We start from the raw sequence: 15794 nt of genomic DNA, 5'->3' as shown, positions 1-15794 counted from the left end.
CGGACGGTGGTCTCGGGCGGCCGGGGCGCGCGCGGCGGCTCGGGCGCCGGGGCGTAGAAGGCGCCGCCGGAGGCGGAGCCGGCCTGGACGGCGCGGACGGCGGCGAGCAGGTCGGCGGCGGTGCCGCTCAGCTTGCCGCCGCTCTCCACGGGGCCGGACTTCTCGGCCTTCCGCGCCTCGATCCTGGCCCGCAGCTCCCGCTGCGCCGCCAGCTCCGCCTGCGCCTCGCTCAGCTCCGGCGCGGCGTCCTTCGACGCCTCGGCGCCGTCGGCGGCCTCGGTGCCCGCGGACTCGACGGCCTCCGAGGCCTCGGTGGCCCCGGCGGTCCCGGAGGACGGCGCCGCGTCCTCGCGGCCCGCGGCCTCCTGCTCCGCGGCGTCCTCCTCCACGGCGTCCTGGTCCAGGTCCTCGGGTGCCTCGGGCGCGGTCTCCCCGGAAGGCTCGGTCACAAGGTGCTCCAGTCGTGATCCGGATAGCGGTGCACAGGCGCGGACACATCGTCCAAAGCCCGGCAGATCTCGTCAGGAAGACTAAGGCCCTCCACCGACAGCGCGGCCGTGAGCTGCCGTGCCGTGCGCGCGCCGACGATCGGGGCGGTGACGCCCGGCCGGTCCCTGACCCAGGCGAGCGCCACGTGCAGCGGGCTGGTCGCGAGCCCGTCGGCGGCGGTGCTGACCGCCTCCACGATCCGGCTCGCCGCCTCGTCGAGGTACGGCTCCACGAACGGCGCCAGCGCCTCCGACGCGCCCCGGGAGTCGCCCGGGGTGCCGCCGCGGTACTTGCCGGTGAGCACCCCGCGGCCCAGCGGGGAGGACGGCAGCAGACCTATGCCGAGGTCGACGGCGGCGGGCAGCACCTCCCGCTCGACGCCCCGCTGGAGTAGCGAGTACTCCAGCTGCGCCCCGGCGAGCCGGGTGCGGTCGCCGGCCAGCTGCCAGGTGCCGGCCTTGGCGAGCTGCCAGCCGCAGAAGTTCGCCACGCCCGCGTACCGCGCCCGGCCGCTGCGTACCGCGATGTCCAGGGCCTGGAGGGACTCCTCCAGCGGGGTGTACGGGTCGTAGGCGTGCAGCTGCCACAGGTCCACGTGGTCGGTGCCGAGGCGGGCCAGGGAGGCGTCGAGCGCGGCGAGCAGGTGCCCCCGGGAGCCGTCGGTGCGCCGGTCCGGGTCGGGCACGCTGCCGGCCTTGGTGGACAGGACCAGGTCGCGGCGCGGCACAAGCCGCTCCATGAGCCTCCCGAGCAGGTACTCGGCCTCGCCGCCGCCGTACACGTCGGCCGTGTCCACGAGCGTGCCGCCCGCGTCCCAGAACGCCTTCAGCTGCTCCGCGGCGTCGTGCTCGTCGGTGTCCCGCCCCCAGGTGAGCGTGCCGAGCCCGATGCGCGAGACGCGCAGGCCGGTACGTCCGAGATGCCTCTGCTCCATGGGCGGGACATTACTGGCCGGGGCACCACGCGGAGAGACCCTGTGGACAGAACCTGTGGACGACGGCGTGGCGTCCGGCTCCTGACGGATCCGGGGAGGGCGCGCTAGAGTCCGACCGAGAGACGTTACCGATGGGTAAGGGGTGCGTGGAAATGCGGCTCGGCATCAACCTCGGCTACTGGGGCGCCGGCATGGACGGCGACAACCTCGCCGTCGCCCAGGAGGCCGACCGGCTCGGCTACGACGTCTGCTGGGCGGCGGAGGCGTACGGCTCGGACGCCCCGACCGTGCTCTCCTGGGTCGCCGCGAAGACGGAGCGGATCGACGTCGGCTCGGCGATCATGCAGATCCCGGCCCGCCAGCCCGCCATGACGGCGATGACCGCCGCCACCCTGGACTCCCTCTCCGGCGGCCGGTTCCGCCTGGGCCTCGGCGTCTCGGGCCCGCAGGTCTCCGAGGGCTGGTACGGCGTGAAGTTCGACAAGCCGCTCGCCCGGACCCGCGAGTACGTGGAGATCGTCCGCAAGGCGATGTCCCGCGAGCGCCTGACCCACGAGGGCGAGCACTGGACGCTGCCGCTGCCCGGCGGCCCCGGCAAGCCGATCAAGCTGACCGTCCACCCGCAGCGCGAGCACATCCCGCTGTACATCGCCGCGATCGGCCCGAAGAACCTGGAGCAGACCGGCGAGATCGCCGACGGCGCCCTGCTGATCTTCCCCTCGGCCGAGCACCTGGAGGAGACCGCCCTGCGCCCCCTGCGGGCGGGCCGCGAGAAGGCCGGGCTCACCATGGACGGCTTCGACGTCTGCCCGACGCTGCCGCTCGCCCTCGGCGAGGACGTCGACGCGCTCGCCGACGTCTTCCGCCCCTACACCGCCCTCTACGTGGGCGGCATGGGCAGCCGCAAGCAGAACTTCTACAACCAGCTCGCCCGGCGGATGGGCTACGAGAAGGAGGCCGCCGAGGTCCAGGACAAGTACCTGGCCGGCGACAAGACGGGCGCCGCGGCCGCCGTGCCCCGCTCCCTGATCGACCAGACGGCCCTGCTCGGCACCGTCGAGCGGATCGCCGACCGCATGACCGCCTACGCGGAGGCCGGCGTCACCACGCTGACCCTGGCCCCCGCCGGCTTCACCCTGGACGAGCGCCTCACCGCCCTGCGCGCGGGCGTCGACGCCCTGGAGCGGGCCGGCCTGGCGTAGCCGACCACCGGCAAGCGTCTCGGCGCCGGGCTTCGACGGACGGAGTCCGGCGCGGGCGGCCGGGGTCCGCGGGGCCCTCGGGAGCGTGCGGTGCGGGCGTCGCCGTCGGAGCGGGGAAAGCCTGCGGCCGTGGTGGGGGCTCGGGGGTCTTCCCCGCCACGGCCGTCATGCCCTTCAACGCGCCACCGCGTCCCCCGGTTACGGCCCCGCCTCTCACTCTTTCGGCCGACACCGTCGAGCCCTCCTGTTGCCCGCCGTCCCGGACCGCATTTGACTCGGTCTCCCCGGACGCGCGGAGTGCGGACGTCCGCATGGAGGTGGCAGCGATGCTCACGGCCAAGAGCCTGTTCCAGGAAATCATCGACGACGACGAGTCCTTCCGGCTCTTCTGCTCGATCGCCGCGAGCGGCGAGACGCAGGGCGGCTGGGAGAACGGCCGGATCGCCGCCCTCGTCGCCCCCGGCATGCGGGAACTCGCGCCCAAGATCACCCGGCACGGCGCCGACGAGGACAAGCACGGGCGCATCTTCCAAGCCCTGCTGCGCAAGCGCGGCCTCGAACCCGTCCCCGTCCCGCCCGAGACCGACTACACGATGCTCCTCGAACGGCGCGGCATCGGCCTCGCCCACGAGAAGCTCCGGGGCGACCGGCCGCTGACCGATCGGGACGTCATCGTCTACCTCGCGCACAGCCGGGTCACCGAGCAGCGCGCCGCCGACCAGATGGACATGCTCGTCACGTACTTCGGCGACCACCCGGAGCTGGGCAAGGCCATCCACATGATCGACAACGACGAGGCCAACCACCTCGCCTACTGCCACGAGGAACTGCTCCGGCTCGCCCGGGCGGGCCACGGCCGCCTCATCCAGACCACCCTGCGCGAGTCGGCGCTCGTCGAGATCCAGGTCTACCGGGACGTCAGCCTCGCCGTCATGGGCCACATGGGCCGCATCCTGAAGTGGCCGAAGGCCAAGGGGGCGGTGCTCGCGGCGGGCATCCACGGCATGTACGCCTACGAGCGGGCCGCCGGCTGGCACAAGATGATCAGCCTGCGGATGCCCGAACGGCTCGACGCCCTGGGCGGCCCCGCCGTCCCCGCACCGGCCTTCTGACGGCCCCTCGGCGCGGCCGGTTCAGAGCCAGCCGCGCCGCTTGAACAGGCGGTGCAGACCCGTCACGATCCCCGCCATCAGCAGGATCAGCGCCGGGTACGACCAGGCCCAGTGCAGCTCCGGCATGTGGTCGAAGTTCATGCCGTAGATCCCCGCCACCATCGTCGGCACCGCGGCCATCGCCGCCCAGGCCGAGATCTTCCGCATGTCGTCGTTCTGCCGCACCCCCATCTGCGCCAGGTGCGCCGACAGCACGTCCGACAGCAGCCGGTCCAGCCCCTCCACCTGCTCGTTGGCCCGCAGCAGGTGGTCGTTGACGTCCCGGAAGAAGGGCTGGGACTCCGCGTTCACGAACGGCACCGAGCCCGCCGTCAGCCGGGCCATCGGCCCCGCCAGCGGCCCCGTCGCCCGCCGGAACTCCAGCACCTGCCGCTTCGCCGTGTAGATCCGCTCCGCGGTGTTCGCCGTCCCGGTCCCGCCCGGCGCGAAGACGTCGGCCTCCAGCTCCTCCAGGTCCACCTGGAGCTCGCCCGCCACGTCCAGGTAGTGGTCCACCACCGCGTCGCTCACCGCGTAGAGCACCGACGTCGGCCCGTGCCGCAGCACCTCCGGCTGCGTCTCCAGGCGCTTGCGCACCGCCGCCAGGGGCGCCCCCTCGCCGTGCCGGACGGTCACCACGAAGGAGTCGCCCAGGAACAGCATCAGCTCGCCCGAGGAGACCCGGTCGCTCTCCGGCTCGTAGTCCACCGGCTTCAGCACCACGAAGAGGGAGTCGTCGTAGACCTCCAGCTTGGGCCGCTGATGGGCCTTGAGGGCGTCCTCGACCGCCAGCGGATGCAGCGCGAACTCCGAGGCCACATGGTCGAACTCGGCCTCCGACGGCTCGTAGAGACCCACCCAGAGGAAGGCGTGGCCGGAGGCCCGTGCCTCGGCCAGGGACCGCGAGAGATCGCCGCCGCATTCCGTGCGGCGGCCGTCCCGGTACAGCGCAGCGTCGACGATCACGCGCCGTATTCTCCCTCGAACCCTCCCGGACCGCACGCGCGCGTGCCGCGCGACGGGCCGCACGGGGCGGGCCCCGGCCTCCCCGCGCGCGTGCGCCGTAGGCTGGCCGACATGGCCACGCTGATCCTCGTCCGGCACGGACGCTCCACCGCCAACACCTCAGGGCTGCTCGCCGGGCGCACGCCGGGCGTGGCGCTCGACGAGCGCGGCGCCGCCCAGGCCGCCGCCCTGCCCGCCCGGCTCGCCGGGATCCCGCTCGCCGCCGCCGTCTCCAGCCCCCTCCAGCGCTGCCGCGAGACACTCCGGCCGCTCCTGGACGCCCGCCCGGACCTCCCGCTCCACATCGAGGAGCGGGTGAACGAATGCGACTACGGCGACTGGTCGGGCCGCAAGCTCAGCGAGCTGAACGACGAGCCGCTGATGGAGGTCGTCCAGCAGCACGCCTCCGCCGCCGCCTTCCCCGGCGGCGAGTCCATGCGCGCCATGCAGGTCAGGGCCGTCGAGGCGGTCCGCGACTGGAACGCCCGGATCGACGCCGAGCACGGCGAGGACGCCGTCTACGCCCTCTGCTCCCACGGCGACATCATCAAGTCCCTGGTCGCCGACGCCCTCGGCCTCCACCTCGACCTCTTCCAGCGGATCCACGTCGACCCCTGCTCGCTCACCGTGATCCGCTACACCCGGCTGCGCCCCTTCCTGGTCCGCCTCGGCGACACCGGCGACCTCGCCGCGCTGGCGCCCCGCGAGACCCCCGACACCAGTGGGACGGCCGAGGTGGGGGGCGGCGCGGGCGCACCGTGATCCTCTCGCGCAGTAGGGTGGACTCGCCGTTGCCGTACGACAGTCGACAGTCAAGGGAGCCGGGAGAGTGTCCCGTCAGGTGTTCCTCTACGACCCACCGGAGCGTTTCGTGGCCGGCACGGTCGGGCTGCCTGGCCGCCGGACGTTCTTCCTCCAGGCGTCCGCGGCCGGCCGGGTCACCAGCGTCGCCCTGGAGAAGGCCCAGGTGGCCGCACTCGCCGAGCGCATCGACGAACTCCTCGACGAGGTGCTGCGCCGCACCGGGGGCAACGCCCCCGTCCCGGCCGTGGCGCCCGTCGACATCGCCGACACCGCCCCCCTCGACACCCCCGTCGAGGAGGAGTTCCGGGTCGGCACCATGGCCCTCGCCTGGGACGGCGAGGAACAGCGCATGATCGTCGAGGCGCAGGCCCTCGTCGAGCTCGACGCTGACTCCGAGGAGGACCTCGCCGCGGCCGAGGAGCGACTGCTCCAGGACGAGGAGAACGGCCCGCCGATGCTCCGCGTCCGGCTCAGCGGCGCCCAGGCCCGCGCCTTCGCCAAGCGGGCCCTGGACGTGGTCAACGCCGGCCGCCCGCCGTGCCCGCTGTGCAGCCTGCCGCTGGACCCGGAGGGCCACGTCTGCCCCCGCCAGAACGGATACCGTCGCGGAGCATGAGCAGCACCCCCGACCTCCCGCCGGACACCGAGCTGCTCGCCCGCGGTGAGCTGACCGTGCGCGGGCAGGTCCGCGAGGCGTCCAACGCGGTGCTCTACTGCACGATCGCCCACGAGGGCCGCGAGGCCGCCTGCGTCTACAAGCCGGTTGCGGGGGAGCGCCCCCTGTGGGACTTCCCCGACGGCACCCTCGCCGAGCGCGAGGTCGCCGCCTACGAGCTCTCCGAGGCCACCGGCTGGGGCCTGGTCCCGCCCACGGTGCTGCGGGACGGCCCGTACGGCGAGGGCATGGTCCAGCTCTGGGTCGAGGCCGACCCGGAGGCCCGGCTGCTCGCCCTCACCGAGGACGAGGAGGCCGGCGAGGGCTGGAAGGCCGTCGGCCCCGCCGAGGTGGGGGAGGGGCGCACGGCGCTGCTCGTCCACGCCGACACACCCGGGCTGCGCCGGCTCGCCGTCCTCGACGCGGTGATGAACAACGGCGACCGCAAGGGCGGCCATCTGCTCCCGGCCCCCGGCGGCCGGCTGTACGGCATCGACCACGGCGTCTCCTTCCACGTCGAGGACAAGCTGCGCACCCTGCTGTGGGGCTGGGCGGGCCAGGAGCTGCCCCCGGAGGCCACCGAGGTACTCACCGGGCTCGCCGCCGCCCTGGCCCCGGGAGCGCCCCTCGCCACCCGGCTGGCGGAACTGCTGACGGACGCCGAGGTCTCGGCCGTACGGGAGCGGGTCGCGGCGCTGCTGGCGTCCGGGCGGCACCCGGAGCCGTCCGGGCAGTGGCCGGCGATCCCCTGGCCGCCGGTCTAGAACCGCAGGGTTTCGGCCACACCGGCGGGTCCGGCCGGGGAGCCCGCCGCACCCCTGGGGGGTATGCACACACCTCGCTCACCCGCAAGAGCGCATGATCGGACAAGATTCCGGATCCGGTTCGTATCCGAAACAGCTGTCCGGTTACGCTCGGGTCATGCATGCCTGGCCCGCTTCCGAGGTCCCCGCCCTTCCCGGCAAGGGCCGCGACCTCAGGATCCACGACACCGCGACCGGCGGACGAGTGACCCTCGCCCCCGGTCCCGTCGCCCGTATCTACGTCTGCGGCATCACGCCCTATGACGCGACCCACATGGGTCACGCGGCGACCTACAACGCGTTCGACCTCGTGCAGCGCGTGTGGCTCGACACCAAGCGGCAGGTGCACTACGTCCAGAACGTGACGGACGTGGACGACCCGCTCCTGGAGCGCGCCCTCCGCGACGACATCGACTGGACCGTCCTCGCCGAGCGCGAGACCTCCCTCTTCCGCGAGGACATGACCGCCCTGCGGATGCTGCCGCCGCGCCACTACGTCGGCGCGGTCGAGTCGATACCCTCCATCATCCCGCTCGTCGAGCGGCTCCGGGACTCCGGCGCCGCCTACGAGCTCGACGGCGACATCTACTTCTCGGTCGAGGCCGACCCGCACTTCGGGCAGGTGTCGAACTACGACACCGAGCTGATGCGCCACCTCTCCGCCGAGCGGGGCGGCGACCCGGACCGTCCGGGCAAGAAGAACCCGCTCGACCCGATGCTGTGGATGGCCGCCCGCGAGGGCGAGCCCAGTTGGGACGGCGGCAGCCTCGGAGCCGGCCGCCCCGGCTGGCACATCGAGTGCGTCGCCATCGCCCTCGACCACCTCGGCATGGGCTTCGACGTGCAGGGCGGCGGATCCGACCTGATCTTCCCGCACCACGAGATGGGCGCCTCGCACGCGCAGACGCTCACCGGCGAGTTCCCCATGGCCAAGGCGTACGTGCACGCCGGAATGGTCGCCCTGCACGGCGAGAAGATGTCGAAGTCCAAGGGCAACCTGGTCTTCGTCTCCACCCTCCGCCGCGAGGGCGTCGACCCGGCCGCCGTCCGGCTCGCCCTCCTCGCCCACCACTACCGCGCCGACTGGGAGTGGACGGACCAGGTCCTCGCCGACGCCGTCGCCCGCCTCGGCCGCTGGCGCGCCGCGGTCTCCCGGCCCGACGGCCCGTCCGCCGACGCCCTGGTCGAGGAGGTCCGCGAGGCGCTCGCCGACGACCTGGAGGCCCCGGCCGCGCTCGCCGCGGTCGACGGCTGGACCGCCCGCCAGGAGGCGGACGGCGGCACGGACGAGGCCGCGCCCGGTCTCGTCTCCCGCACGGTCGACGCGCTCCTGGGCGTCGCCCTCTAGCGCCGGACCGCACGACGCGCGGAAGGGGAGGGGTGGCTCGGCCACCCCTCCCCTTCCGCGCGTCCCGAGGGAGTCCTACTCCTCGTCGTCCGTCCCGGGCTCCCCGGCCGCCTCCGGCGGCTCCGGGTCCGCCCGCGGCTCGGGTTCCGCCTGCGGCTCCGGGTCCGGCTTGGGCGGCCGGGTCCGGCCGCTGCCCGGATCGCGCAGGTACGAGGTGTCCCCGCTCTCCGTCGCCACGCCCGGACCGCCGGGGCCCGGCCCCTGGCCGGGATCGCGCCGCCGCAGATACCGCTCGAACTCGCGGGCGATCGCCTCGCCCGACGCCTCCGGCAGCTCCGCGGTGTCCCGCGCCTCCTCCAGGGTCTGCACGTACTCGGCGACCTCGCTGTCCTCCGCCGCCAGCTGGTCCACCCCCAGCTGCCAGGCACGGGCGTCCTCGGGCAGCTCGCCCAGCGGGATCCGCAGCCCGATCAGGTCCTCCAGCCGGTTCAGCAGGGCCAGCGTCGCCTTCGGGTTCGGCGGCTGCGACACGTAGTGCGGCACCGCCGCCCACAGGCTCACGGCCGGCACGCCGGCGTGGGTGCACGCCTCCTGGAGGATGCCGACGATGCCCGTCGGGCCCTCGTAGCGGGTCTCCTCCAGCTCCATCGTCCGCGCCAGGTCCGGGTCGGAGGTGACGCCGCTGACCGGCACCGGACGGGTGTGCGGGGTGTCGCCGAGCAGCGCGCCGAGGATCACCACCATCTCCACGCCCAGTTCGTGCGCGAAGCCCAGCAGCTCGTTGCAGAAGGAGCGCCAGCGCATCGACGGCTCGATGCCCCGGACGAGGACCAGGTCGCGCGGCTTGTCGCCGCCGATCCGGACCACGGAGAGCCGGGTCGTCGGCCAGGTGATCTTCCGGACGCCGTTCTCCAGGAACACCGTCGGACGGTTGACCTGGAAGTCGTAGTAGTCCTCGGCGTCGAGCGCCGCGAAGACCTCGCCCTTCCATTCCCGGTCCAGATGAGCGACCGCGGTGGAGGCGGCGTCGCCGGCGTCGTTCCAGCCCTCGAACGCGGCCACCATGACCGGGTCGATCAGCTCGGGTACCCCCTCGAGCTCGATCACCCAGCGCCTCCTTCTTCGAAGTTCGTGTCGTACGGACCAACCTTACGGCTTTCGGGTCGTCCGTCCGCAGCCCTCGGGCACGCCCGAAAACCCGTGCGGCCTTGATCGACTACCCAGGATCGGGGCCCCGCACACGGGCACGCGAGAGGGGCGGTCCGCTCCCTCCCCGGAGTGGACCGCCCCTCGGCTCGCGGCGCCCTACTTCGCGCGCAGCATCGCGTCGACCCCGGCGCGGATCTCGTCGGTGGCGAGACCGCGGATGGTCAGGGTGGTGCGGCGGCGCAGCACGTCGTCGGCCGTCTCGGCCCACTCGTGGTCGCGGGCGTAGGCGACCTGCGCCCAGATCTCCGGGGCGTCCGGGTGGATCCGGCGGGCCAGCTCGGGGTTCTCGTTCGCCATCCGGGCGATGTCGAAGGAGAGCGAACCGTAGTGCGTGGCCAGGTGCTTGGCGGTGTCGGCGGCCATCCGCGGGCCGGGGGCCGGGCCGTCGACGAGCAGCCGGTGGGCGACCGCGTTCGGGTTGGCGATGCCCGGGAGCGGCAGCCGCTTGGGGAGCGTGGAGACCGACTCGTAGTCCTCGCCCAGCGGGTGGCCGGGGAGCGCCTCCAGCTTCTTCATGATGGTGCGGCCGATGTGGCGGAAGGTGGTCCACTTGCCGCCGGCGACCGACAGCATCCCGCCGCGGCCCTCGGTCACGACCGTCTCGCGCTTGGCCTTGGAGGTGTCGCCGGGACCGCCGGGCAGCACCCGCAGACCGGCGAACGCGTAGGTGATGAGGGAGCGGTCGAGCTGCTGGTCGCGGATGGAGAAGGCGGCCTCGTCCAGGATCTGGGCGGTGTCCTTCTCGGTGACCGCGACCTCGCCCGGGTCGCCCTCGTACTCCTCGTCGGTGGTGCCGAGCAGGAGCATGTCCTCCCAGGGGAGGGCGAAGGTGATCCGGTACTTGTCGATCGGGGTGGCCAGCGCGGCCTTCCACGGGGAGGTCCGCTTGAGGACCAGGTGGGCGCCCTTGGAGAGGCGGATGGAGGGCGCCGCGTTGGGGTCCTCCATCCGGCGCAGGTGGTCGACCCAGGGGCCGGTGGCGTTGAGGACGAGCCGCGCGGTGACGCCGAACTCCTCGCCGGACACGCGGTCCCTCAGCTCGGCGCCGGTGACCCGGCCCCGGGTGAAGCGGAGTCCGGTGACCTCGGCGTGGTTGAGGACGACGGCGCCGGCGTCGACGGCCGCGCGGACCGTCATCAGCGCCATGCGGGCGTCGTTCATCTGGTCGTCGCCGTAGACGGCGACGGCCTTGAGGTCGTCGGTGCGCAGCTCGGGCACGTCCTGCGCCGCCTTGGCGGGGGAGAGGAGGTGGCCGACGCCGTCCCCGAAGGCGGAGAGGGCGGAGTACGCGAAGACGCCGGCGCCCAGCTTGGCGGCGCCGTGCGGGCCGCCCTTGTAGACGGGCAGGTAGAAGGTGAGCGGGTTGGACAGGTGGGGGGCGACCTGCCGGGAGACGGCGCGCCGCTCGAAGTGGTTCTCGGCCACGAGCTTCACGGCGCCGGTCTGCAGGTAGCGCAGGCCGCCGTGGAGGAGCTTGGAGGAGGCCGAGGAGGTGGCGCCGGCGAAGTCGCCGGCGTCCACCAGGGCCACCCGCAGACCGGACTGCGCGGCGTGCCAGGCGGTGGAGATGCCCAGGATGCCGCCGCCGATCACCAGGAGGTCGTACGTCGCCTTGGCAAGCTGCTCTCTGGTTTCGGCGCGGGTCGGAAGCGAGCCGGCGGCCGGGTGCGTTCCGAGGGCGGGAACGGTCTGCGGGGTGGTCATCTCGGTCTACTCCTCGTCACTTCTCTTCTTCGAGCCAGCCCATGGAGCGCTCCACGGCCTTGAGCCAGTTCTTGTACTCGCTGTCGCGCTTGTCGGCGTCCATGCGCGGGGTCCACTCCGCGGCACGGCGCCAGTTGGCGCGCAGGGCGTCGGTGTCCGGCCAGAAGCCGACGGCCAGGCCGGCGGCGTAGGCGGCGCCGAGGCAGGTGGTCTCGGCGACCATGGGGCGCACCACGGGGGCGTCCAGGAAGTCCGAGAGGGTCTGCATCAGCAGGTTGTTGGAGGTCATGCCGCCGTCGACCTTGAGGGCGGTCAGCTCGACGCCGGAGTCCTTCGTCATGGCGTCGGTGATCTCGCGGGTCTGCCAGGCGGTGGCCTCCAGGACGGCACGGGCGATGTGCGCCTTGGTGACGTACCGGGTGAGGCCGGCGATCACGCCGCGGGCGTCGGAGCGCCAGTACGGGGCGAAGAGGCCGGAGAAGGCGGGCACGAAGTAGGCGCCGCCGTTGTCCTCGACGGAGGAGGCCAGGGTCTCGATCTCGGCGGCGGACTTGATCAGGCCCATCTGGTCGCGCATCCACTGGACGAGCGAGCCGGTGACGGCGATGGAGCCCTCCAGGGCGTAGACCGGCTTGGCGTCGCCGATCTGGTAGCCGACGGTGGTCAGCAGGCCGCTGTAGGAGTTGATGATCTTGTCACCGGTGTTCATCAGCATGAAGGTGCCGGTGCCGTACGTGGACTTGGCCTCGCCCTCGGCGAAACAGGTCTGGCCGAACAGGGCGGCCTGCTGGTCGCCGAGCGCGGAGGCGACCGGGACGCCGTCGAGGACGCCGCCCTTGACCGTGCCGTAGACCTCGGCGGAGGACCGGATCTCGGGGAGGACGGCGGCCGGGATGTCGATGGACTGGAGGATGCGCTCGTCCCAGGCCATCTCGTGCAGGTTCATCAGGAGGGTGCGGGAGGCGTTGGTGACGTCGGTGACGTGGACGCCGCCCTCGGTGCCGCCGGTGAGGTTCCAGATGACCCAGGAGTCCATGGTGCCGAAGAGGATCTCGCCGCGCTCGGCGCGCTCGCGCAGGCCCTCGACGTTGTCGAGCAGCCAGCGGACCTTGGGGCCGGAGAAGTAGGAGGCGAGCGGGAGGCCGGTCTCGCGGCGGAAGCGGTCCTGGCCGACGTTGCGGCCGAGCTCCTTGCAGAGGGCGTCGGTGCGGGTGTCCTGCCAGACGAGCGCGTTGTGCACGGGCTCGCCGGTGTTCTTGTCCCACATCAGCGTGGTCTCGCGCTGGTTGGTGATGCCGATGGCCTTGACGTCGGCGGCGGTGATCCCGGCCTTGACGATGGCGCCGGCGACGACCTCCTGGACGTTGGTCCAGATCTCGGTGGCGTCGTGCTCGACCCAGCCCGGCTTCGGGAAGATCTGCTCGTGCTCCTTCTGGTCGACCGAGACGATCCGGCCGTCCTTGTCGAAGACGATGCAGCGGGACGAGGTGGTGCCCTGGTCGATGGCGGCGATGAACGGGCCGGCGGTGTGGGCGTCGGTCACGGTGTGCTCCTGGGGAAGTCTGGGAAGGACGGCTCGGGGCTCTGGTGCTGTTCTACGGCTCAGGCGAACGCGAGGTTGTAGATACCCGCCGCGAGGGCTCCGCCGACCAGCGGGCCGGCGACCGGGATCCAGGCGTAGCTCCAGTCGGAGCCGCCCTTGTTCGGGAGGGGCAGCAGGGCGTGCACGATGCGGGGACCGAGGTCGCGCGCCGGGTTGATCGCGTAACCGGTCGGGCCGCCGAGCGAGAGGCCGATCGAGACGACGACGAAGGCCGTGATCAGGGCGCCGAGGACGCCGAGGCCCTTGCCGCTGTCGTTGAGGCCCTGGGTGAGCACGGCGAGGACGAGCACGACGGTGCCGATGATCTCGGTGGCCAGGTTCTGCCAGGTGTTCCGGATCTCGGGGCCGGTGGAGAAGATGCCGAGCACGGGGCCGGGGCCCTCGACGGGCTTCTCGCCGACCGTCTCCGGGTCGGTGAGGTGGGCCCGGAACTGTCCGTAGTAGGCGACCCAGACCAGGGCGGCGCCGATCATCGCGCCGAGCAGCTGGCCGGCGATGTAGACCGGCACGTCGCCCCAGGCGCCGTCCTTGACGGCGATGCCGACCGTGACGGCGGGGTTCAGGTGCGCCCCGGAGAGGGAAGCGGTCATGTAGACGGCCGTCATGACGGCGAAGCCCCACCCGAAGGTGATCGCGAGCCAGCCGGCGCCGCGGGCCTTGGAGCTCTTGAGCGTCACGGCGGCGCAGACGCCGCCGCCGAGAAGAATGAGTACGGCGGTACCGATGGTCTCGCCGAGGAAGATGTCGGAGCTGGACACCCGCGACTCCTTTGTCCTTCGTCCAGGGGATGGGCGAACCCCGGTTCGCCCCGGTGGTCCGCGCCCTCGTGTGAGGGCGTCCACGGCCCTTGGCACTGCCACACTCTAGCGCGTATTGCCGGTAGGTGTTCGGCAATGCCGACCGATGAACGGAAGTTTTGCCCTGGGGTTAACAGCACGTCAAGGGTCTGGGAAACGAAAAACCCGCCGATAACGCGATCGTTACCGACGGGTTCGCTCTCCGTGCGGACCGGCTCACCGGCCCCGCGGGCGCGGGCTCAGAAGCGGCCCGCCCCCAGGTCCCGGGAGACCGCCCGGGCGCAGTCCCGCACCGCCGCCACCAGCTCCGGACGCAGCTCGCCGGACGGGCAGAGCCGCTCCACCGCCCCGGTGACCGCCACCGCGCCCACCGGCATCCGGCGCCGGTCGTGGATCGGCGCCGCCACCGAGGCCACGCCCTCCCAGGTCTCCTCCACGTCCGCCGCCCAGCCGCGCGCCCGGGTCATGTCCAGCAGCGACTCGAAGTCCGCCAGCCCGGTGACCGTGCGCGGCGTGAAGGGCTCCCGCTCCACCTCCACCACCTCGCTGTGCGCCACCGGGTCGTACGCCGACAGCACCTTGCCCAGCGCGGTGGAGTGCAGCGGCTGCATCGCCCCCACCTCCAGGACCTGCCGGCTGTCGTCCGGCCGGAAGACGTGGTGCACGATCAGCACGCCCTGCTGGTGCAGCACCCCCAGGTGCACGCTCTCCCCGCTGGACCGCGCCAGGTCGTCCGTCCACACCAGCGCCCGCGCGCGCAGCTCGTGCACGTCCAGATAGCTGTTGCCCAGCCGCAGCAGCTCGGCCCCCAGCTGGTACCGGCCCGAGGGGCCGTCCTGCTCCACGAAGCCCTCCGCCTGGAGGGTGCGCAGGATGCCGTGGGCGGTGCCCTTGGCCAGCCCCAGCGAGGAGGCGATGTCGGACAGGCCGAGCCGGCGCTCGCCGCCCGCGAGCAGTCGCAGCATGGCCGCCGCCCGTTCAAGCGACTGGATGTTCTTCGCCATCGCCCGGCCCTTCTCCTCACGTCCCGTACAGATCACGGTGTTCGACAATGCTGAACACTATCGGTCGATGCCGACCTTGCCTCGCACCTGACAGTGTCCTCGAAGAAGGGGCCTCACCGGGAGTCCTCGCACACAGGATGCCGTCCGCCACGTGGGACACCGTGTCCGCCCCGGCCGAAGCACGGTTACGCTGAGCCCGTGCGCCCTGTGCCCAGGGTGCAAAGCCGACAGCCGTCGCAGCCCAGGGAGCCCCTTCATGGCCTCGTTGCCGACCCCTTCCGTCTCCGCCGACAGCCGGAGCCGCGCCGCCGCCCTCCGCGAGGCACTCGCCCGTCGCGTCGTCGTCGCCGACGGTGCCATGGGAACCATGCTCCAGGCCCAGGACCCCACCCTCGAGGACTTCCAGAACCTCGAAGGCTGCAACGAGATCCTCAGCCTCACCCGGCCCGACATCGTCGCCTCGGTCCACCGCGAGTACTTCGCCGCCGGCGTGGACTGCGTCGAGACCAACACCTTCGGCGCCAACCACGCGGCCCTCGCCGAGTACGACATCGCCCACCGCGTGCTGGAGCTGTCCGAGGCCGGCGCCCGCGTCGCCCGCGAGGTCGCCGACGAGTTCACCGCCGCCGACGGCCGCCAGCGCTGGGTCCTCGGCTCCATCGGCCCCGGCACCAAGCTGCCGACCCTCGGCCACGCCCCGTACACCGTCCTGCGCGACGCCTACCAGCAGAACGCCGAGGGCCTCCTCACCGGCGGCGCCGACGCGCTCATCGTCGAGACCACCCAGGACCTCCTCCAGACCAAGGCGTCCGTCATCGGCGCCCGCAAGGCCCTCGACGCCCTCGGCGCCGACGTGCCGCTCATCGTCTCCGTCACCGTCGAGACCACCGGCACCATGCTGCTCGGCTCCGAGATCGGCGCCGCCCTGACGGCCCTGGAGCCGCTCGGCATCGACATGATCGGCCTCAACTGCGCCACCGGCCCCGCCGAGATGAGCGAGCACCTGCGCTACCTCGCCCGGCACGCGCGCATCCCGCTGTCGGTGATGCCCAACGCCGGTCTGCCCGTCCTCACCTCCGACGGCGC

Annotated in this window: 14 protein-coding genes and 1 pseudogene; 7 read left to right on the top strand and 8 right to left on the bottom strand. The window is 72.8% G+C overall.

The genetic code is table 11. The features are described from left to right. Together IE321_RS37070 and IE321_RS37065 are read right to left on the bottom strand one after the other, a co-directional pair. Nucleotides 1–449 (bottom strand): annotated as a pseudogene (locus IE321_RS37070) (DNA helicase RecD); the annotation flags it as partial. After that, complete coding sequence (locus tag IE321_RS37065) at nt 446–1423, bottom strand: aldo/keto reductase (RefSeq protein ID WP_043223913.1); 978 nt, start codon at nt 1421–1423, stop codon at nt 446–448. The gene IE321_RS37065 and the pseudogene IE321_RS37070, both read right to left, overlap by 4 nt. A 152-nt stretch (nt 1424–1575) precedes the next feature. Here IE321_RS37065 and IE321_RS37060 point away from each other — a divergent pair, with 152 nt between their 5' ends. Together IE321_RS37060 and IE321_RS37055 are read left to right on the top strand one after the other, a co-directional pair. Then, nucleotides 1576–2625 (top strand): LLM class F420-dependent oxidoreductase, encoded by a 1050-nt coding sequence (locus IE321_RS37060; protein ID WP_043223915.1) that lies wholly within the window; start codon nt 1576–1578, stop codon nt 2623–2625. Between the two features lie 326 nt (nt 2626–2951). Further along, nucleotides 2952–3737 carry a VOC family protein gene (locus tag IE321_RS37055; RefSeq protein ID WP_043223917.1) on the top strand — a complete coding sequence of 262 codons (786 nt, stop codon included), beginning with the start codon at nt 2952–2954 and terminating at the stop codon, nt 3735–3737. Nucleotides 3738–3758: 21 nt separating this feature from the next. On the opposite strand, the gene corA is transcribed toward IE321_RS37055, so the two are convergent. After that, on the bottom strand, nt 3759–4751 hold the full coding sequence (gene corA / locus IE321_RS37050) for a magnesium/cobalt transporter CorA (RefSeq protein WP_190226140.1): 993 nt from the start codon (nt 4749–4751) through the stop codon (nt 3759–3761). A gap of 102 nt (nt 4752–4853) precedes the next feature. Between corA and IE321_RS37045 the strand changes: the two genes are divergently transcribed. The 4 genes from IE321_RS37045 (at nt 4854) to mshC (ending at nt 8391) form a co-directional block, all read left to right on the top strand. Next, nucleotides 4854–5543 (top strand): histidine phosphatase family protein, encoded by a 690-nt coding sequence (locus IE321_RS37045; protein WP_043223919.1) that lies wholly within the window; start codon nt 4854–4856, stop codon nt 5541–5543. A 67-nt stretch (nt 5544–5610) separates the two neighbouring features. After that, nucleotides 5611–6201, top strand: coding sequence for a DUF3090 domain-containing protein (locus IE321_RS37040; protein ID WP_079021984.1), 591 nt, complete (start codon nt 5611–5613; stop codon nt 6199–6201). Further along, nucleotides 6198–7004, top strand: a complete 807-nt coding sequence (locus tag IE321_RS37035; protein WP_043223923.1) for an SCO1664 family protein — start codon at nt 6198–6200, stop codon at nt 7002–7004. The genes IE321_RS37040 and IE321_RS37035 overlap by 4 nt, the downstream gene beginning before the upstream one ends. A 157-nt stretch (nt 7005–7161) precedes the next feature. Beyond that, the gene (mshC, locus tag IE321_RS37030; protein ID WP_190226139.1) at nt 7162–8391 is read left to right on the top strand and encodes a cysteine--1-D-myo-inosityl 2-amino-2-deoxy-alpha-D-glucopyranoside ligase; all 1230 of its coding nucleotides are present in this window, start codon (nt 7162–7164) and stop codon (nt 8389–8391) included. 75 nt (nt 8392–8466) lie between these two features. Here the strand turns inward: mshC and IE321_RS37025 are convergent, their stop codons facing one another. The 5 genes from IE321_RS37025 to IE321_RS37005 all read right to left on the bottom strand — a co-directional run bounded on the left by IE321_RS37025 (nt 8467) and on the right by IE321_RS37005 (nt 14708). Further along, nucleotides 8467–9498 carry a PAC2 family protein gene (locus IE321_RS37025; protein WP_043223925.1) on the bottom strand — a complete coding sequence of 344 codons (1032 nt, stop codon included), beginning with the start codon at nt 9496–9498 and terminating at the stop codon, nt 8467–8469. A gap of 198 nt (nt 9499–9696) precedes the next feature. After that, complete coding sequence (locus IE321_RS37020; protein WP_043223926.1) at nt 9697–11304, bottom strand: glycerol-3-phosphate dehydrogenase/oxidase; 1608 nt, start codon at nt 11302–11304, stop codon at nt 9697–9699. A gap of 16 nt (nt 11305–11320) precedes the next feature. After that, nucleotides 11321–12847, bottom strand: coding sequence for a glycerol kinase GlpK (gene glpK, locus IE321_RS37015; protein WP_043223928.1), 1527 nt, complete (start codon nt 12845–12847; stop codon nt 11321–11323). A gap of 59 nt (nt 12848–12906) precedes the next feature. After that, a complete protein-coding gene (locus IE321_RS37010) occupies nt 12907–13665 on the bottom strand; it encodes an MIP/aquaporin family protein (RefSeq protein WP_043223930.1) in 759 nt (252 codons plus the stop codon). Between the two features lie 278 nt (nt 13666–13943). Next, a complete protein-coding gene (locus IE321_RS37005) occupies nt 13944–14708 on the bottom strand; it encodes an IclR family transcriptional regulator (protein WP_043223932.1) in 765 nt (254 codons plus the stop codon). A 256-nt stretch (nt 14709–14964) separates the two neighbouring features. Between IE321_RS37005 and IE321_RS37000 the strand changes: the two genes are divergently transcribed. After that, nucleotides 14965–15794 (top strand): homocysteine S-methyltransferase family protein (locus tag IE321_RS37000; protein ID WP_190226138.1); only part of this gene is annotated, 830 nt, incomplete at its 3' end.

The organism is Streptomyces hydrogenans, assembly GCF_014656075.1.
In the GTDB taxonomy this organism is placed as follows: domain Bacteria; phylum Actinomycetota; class Actinomycetes; order Streptomycetales; family Streptomycetaceae; genus Streptomyces; species Streptomyces hydrogenans.
This window is presented reverse-complemented; position numbering and strand designations above follow the sequence as displayed.

Bases quoted from the DNA above. Each gene is read 5' to 3' on its own strand.
- IE321_RS37065 (WP_043223913.1), bottom strand. From the start codon at position 1,423: ATGGAGCAGAGGCATCTCGGACGTACCGGCCTGCGCGTCTCGCGCATC.
- IE321_RS37060 (WP_043223915.1), top strand. From the start codon at position 1,576: ATGCGGCTCGGCATCAACCTCGGCTACTGGGGCGCCGGCATGGACGGC.
- IE321_RS37055 (WP_043223917.1), top strand. From the start codon at position 2,952: ATGCTCACGGCCAAGAGCCTGTTCCAGGAAATCATCGACGACGACGAG.
- IE321_RS37045 (WP_043223919.1), top strand. From the start codon at position 4,854: ATGGCCACGCTGATCCTCGTCCGGCACGGACGCTCCACCGCCAACACC.
- IE321_RS37035 (WP_043223923.1), top strand. From the start codon at position 6,198: ATGAGCAGCACCCCCGACCTCCCGCCGGACACCGAGCTGCTCGCCCGC.
- mshC (WP_190226139.1), top strand. From the start codon at position 7,162: ATGCATGCCTGGCCCGCTTCCGAGGTCCCCGCCCTTCCCGGCAAGGGC.
- IE321_RS37020 (WP_043223926.1), bottom strand. From the start codon at position 11,304: ATGACCACCCCGCAGACCGTTCCCGCCCTCGGAACGCACCCGGCCGCC.
- IE321_RS37005 (WP_043223932.1), bottom strand. From the start codon at position 14,708: ATGGCGAAGAACATCCAGTCGCTTGAACGGGCGGCGGCCATGCTGCGA.